Genomic DNA, 3,569 nt, shown 5'->3' with positions numbered 1-3,569 from the left:
CATCAGCGCAACAAAAAAGCCCCGTTCGTATGAACGGGGCTTTGAAGTGTAAATGAATCCGGCGATACCTACTTTCGCACTGGTGGGCACTATCATCGGCTGGTTGTGCTTAACTGCTGTGTTCGGAAAGGGAACAGGTGTTTCCACAACCATATGGTCACCGGAAGGAGCTCCGTGAAACGTGAGGGCCTCACGAAGCTCAATTTGGCTTGGTAGATGTATTCGCGTGTGTTGCGAACGTTCGATCAATCGAGAATCTGTGAATCGTCACTTGATTATTCATGCTCTTGAGAGCGTTGAATATAAGTGGTCAAGCATTCGTCCGTTAGTACCAGTTAGCTGAACTCATTGCTGAGCTTACACATCTGGCCTATCAACCTGGTCGTCTTCCAGGGGACTCTCGTATAAATACTTACGAAACCTAATCTTGGAGCGGGCTTCACGCTTAGATGCTTTCAGCGTTTATCCTTTCCGTTCATAGCTATCCAGCCGTGCCACGGGCATGACAACTGGGACACCAGAGGAACGTCCTTCCAAATCCTCTCGTACTAAAGAAGAATCTCCTCAAGTTTCGTACGCCCACAGCAGATAGGGACCGACCTGTCTCACGACGGTCTGAACCCAGCTCACGTACCACTTTAATCGGCGAACAGCCGAACCCTTGGGAGCTTCTTCACCCCCAGGATGTGATGAGCCGACATCGAGGTGCCAAACCGCATCGCCGCTATGGACGCTCGGATGCGATAAGCCTGTTATCCCCGGAGTACCTTTTATCTGATGAGCGATAGCCCTTCCATTCGGGACTACCGGATCACTATGACCTACTTTCGTATCTGTTCGACCTATGGGTCTCACAGTTAAGCACCCTTCTACCATTGCGCTCTATGCCTGATGACCAACCAGGCTGAGGGTACCTTTGCACTCCTCCGTTACTCTTTGGGAGGAGACCGCCCCAGTCAAACTGCCCAACTGACACTGTTCCTAGTCTGGATTCACAGAAATTCTAGGTTAGAGCTAAAACATATTCAGGGTGGTATTTCAAGGATGGCTCCATCGACACTGGCGTGCCGACTTCAAAGCCTCCCACCTATCCTACACAAAACATATCTCAGACCAATATCAGCCTACAGTAAAGGTTCACGGGGTCTTTCCGTCTAACTGCGGGAACGTGGCATCTTCACCACGACTACAATTTCACCGGGTCGGTGGTTGAGACAGTGCTCCAGTCATTACGCCTTTCATGCAGGTCGGAACTTACCCGACAAGGAACTTCGCTACCTTAGGACCGTCATAGTTACGGCCGCCGTTTACCGGGGCTTCGGTCGAGAGCTTGCACCCGCTTCCTTAACCTACCGGCACCGGGCAGGCGTCAGACCCTATACATCCTCTTGCGAGTTGGCAGGGTCCTGTGTTTTTGATAAACAGTTGCCAGAGCCGATTTTCTGTGGCCCCCAACAGCGTGAACCATCAGGGGCACCCCTTATCGCGAACTTACGGGGTCATTTTGCAGAGTTCCTTAACCACCGTTCTCCCGAGCGCCTTAGTCTACTCGACTCGCCTACCTGTGTCAGTTTTAGTACGGTTACAGTTGCTTCAACCTTTAGAAGCTTTTCTTGGACGTCCCGCTGATGATTACCTCCGAAGAGTCAGCACTCTAACTTGGATTACGAGGACGGATTTGCCTATTCCTCACCTTGCTAGAGCCCACGGACTGTTCCACCAGTCCGATCACCTTTGAAACGCCGTCCCTCCATCAGTCCACAACCGTAGCACGGGAATATTGACCCGTTGTCCATCGTCTACGCTTTTCAGCCTCGACTAAGGGACCGGCTAACCCTGGGCGGAATTGCCTTCCCCAGGAAACCTTAGGCTTTCGGCGAACAGGATTCTCACCTGTTTTATCGTTACTCATTCCGGCATAATCACCCGATCGCCCCAACACCGCTCCTTACGGTACGGCTCGTATCTGACGATCGGCGCTCTCCTACCATTCTTTCGAATCCGCTGCTTCGGTGAGATGCTTACTCCCGTTCATTATCGGCGCAGAATTGCTCGACCAGTAAGCTGTTACGCACTTTTTAAATGGTGGCTGCTTCTAAGCCAACATCCTGGTTGTCTCGGCAATTCAACTTCCTTAGTGACTGAGCATCTCTTCGGGACCTTAGCAGACGGTCTGGGTTGTTTCCCTCTCGACCGCGAAGCTTATCCCTCGCGGACTGACTCCTGAGATAGTCACATTGGTATTCGGAGTTTGGTCCAGCAGGGTACCCTGGGAAGGGCCCCAAACCGATTCAGTCTCTCTACCCCCAATGTGTAGTGGCTCAAGGCTAGCCCAAAAGCTATTTCGGAGAGAACGAGATATCTCCACGTTTGATTAGACTTTCACTCCTCCCCACAAGTCATCCCCTCGGTTTTCAACCCAAGTGGGTTCGGTCCTCCACGCGGTATAACCCGCGCTTCAACCTGCTCATGGGTAGATCACGTGGTTTCGCGTCTACCACCTACGACTAACGCCCTATTAAGACTCGGTTTCCCTCTGGCTACAGCCCGTAAGGCCTTAACCTGCCGCAGACGGTAACTCGCCGGATCATTATGCAAAAGGCACGCCGTCACCCATAAATCGGGCTCCGACCGCTTGTAGGCACATGGTTTCAGGTTCACATACCTCCCCTTGTCGGGGTTCTTCTCATCTTTCACTCGCGCTACTGAGTTCACTATCGGTCATCAGAGAGTATTTAGCCTTACGGAATGGTCTCCGTGGATTCAGTCCAGGTTTCACGTGACTGGACCTACTCAGGTACCTCTCGGAAGGCCACTCGATTTTCGCCTACGGGACTGTCACCCTCTATGGTTGACCTTTCCATGTCATATCGGCTAATCGGTGGCTTTGTAACTTCCATATGAGAGGCCCTACAACCCCCTGAGGAAAATCCTCAAGGTTTGGGCTATTCCGCGTTCGCTCGCCGCTACTGACGGAATCGATTTTTCTTTCTTTTCCTTCAGGTACTTAGATGTTTCAGTTCCCTGAGTTGAACAGGAATCCCGGGATCAACGTTCGTTTGACAACTTCCCCAGGCTTATCGCAGTCTTCCACGCCTTATCTTCTGATGCCAAGACATCCCCCATGTGCCCTTAATAGCTTGACCACAAATATTCAAAGCTCGCGAGAGTTAGCAACTCTTGCAATCAATGAACAATCAAACTATTTCGGACTTCTTTTCGTGTGGCTGACTTGTCTAAGAGCCAGCCACTGAGATCCGATCTTGTAACGATTCTAAATGCTTCGTGAAGCAGTCTTCGCACTACCCTCTCAGGTAGCAACCAGAACTACAACCGATAGACATCCAGATTCTCTATTGAGAACGGTTAACTCCCAATCGACACTGCTCCGTTTCAGCCGAAGCTGAATCAAAAGCAACACTTCTTGGTAATAACCATATAACTCTATGAAATTGCATCGTTTATGCCGCAACGAAGTCTTGTCTGGCTCAAGGTCAAAAACCTCAAACCCGGCATCGCTTCGTCACGCAAAATGCCATCTACCAACCAAATTGTCAAAGATCGTTTTC

The 3,569-nt window shown here is 50.7% G+C and carries 2 rRNA genes; both read right to left on the bottom strand.

Annotated elements, in window-relative coordinates:
* Positions 1-56 precede the first annotated feature (56 nt).
* Positions 57-165, bottom strand: a 5S ribosomal RNA gene (gene rrf, locus AB1L30_RS04865).
* Between the two features lie 141 nt (positions 166-306).
* Positions 307-3,146: ribosomal RNA gene (locus tag AB1L30_RS04860) — 23S ribosomal RNA — on the bottom strand.
* Between the last annotated feature and the right edge of the window lie 423 nt (positions 3,147-3,569).

It is taken from the genome of Bremerella sp. JC817, from assembly GCF_040718835.1.
Classification (GTDB): Bacteria; Planctomycetota; Planctomycetia; order Pirellulales; family Pirellulaceae; genus Bremerella.
The sequence above is the reverse complement of the archived record's forward strand: the minus strand, read 5'-3'. Positions and strand labels throughout refer to the sequence as shown.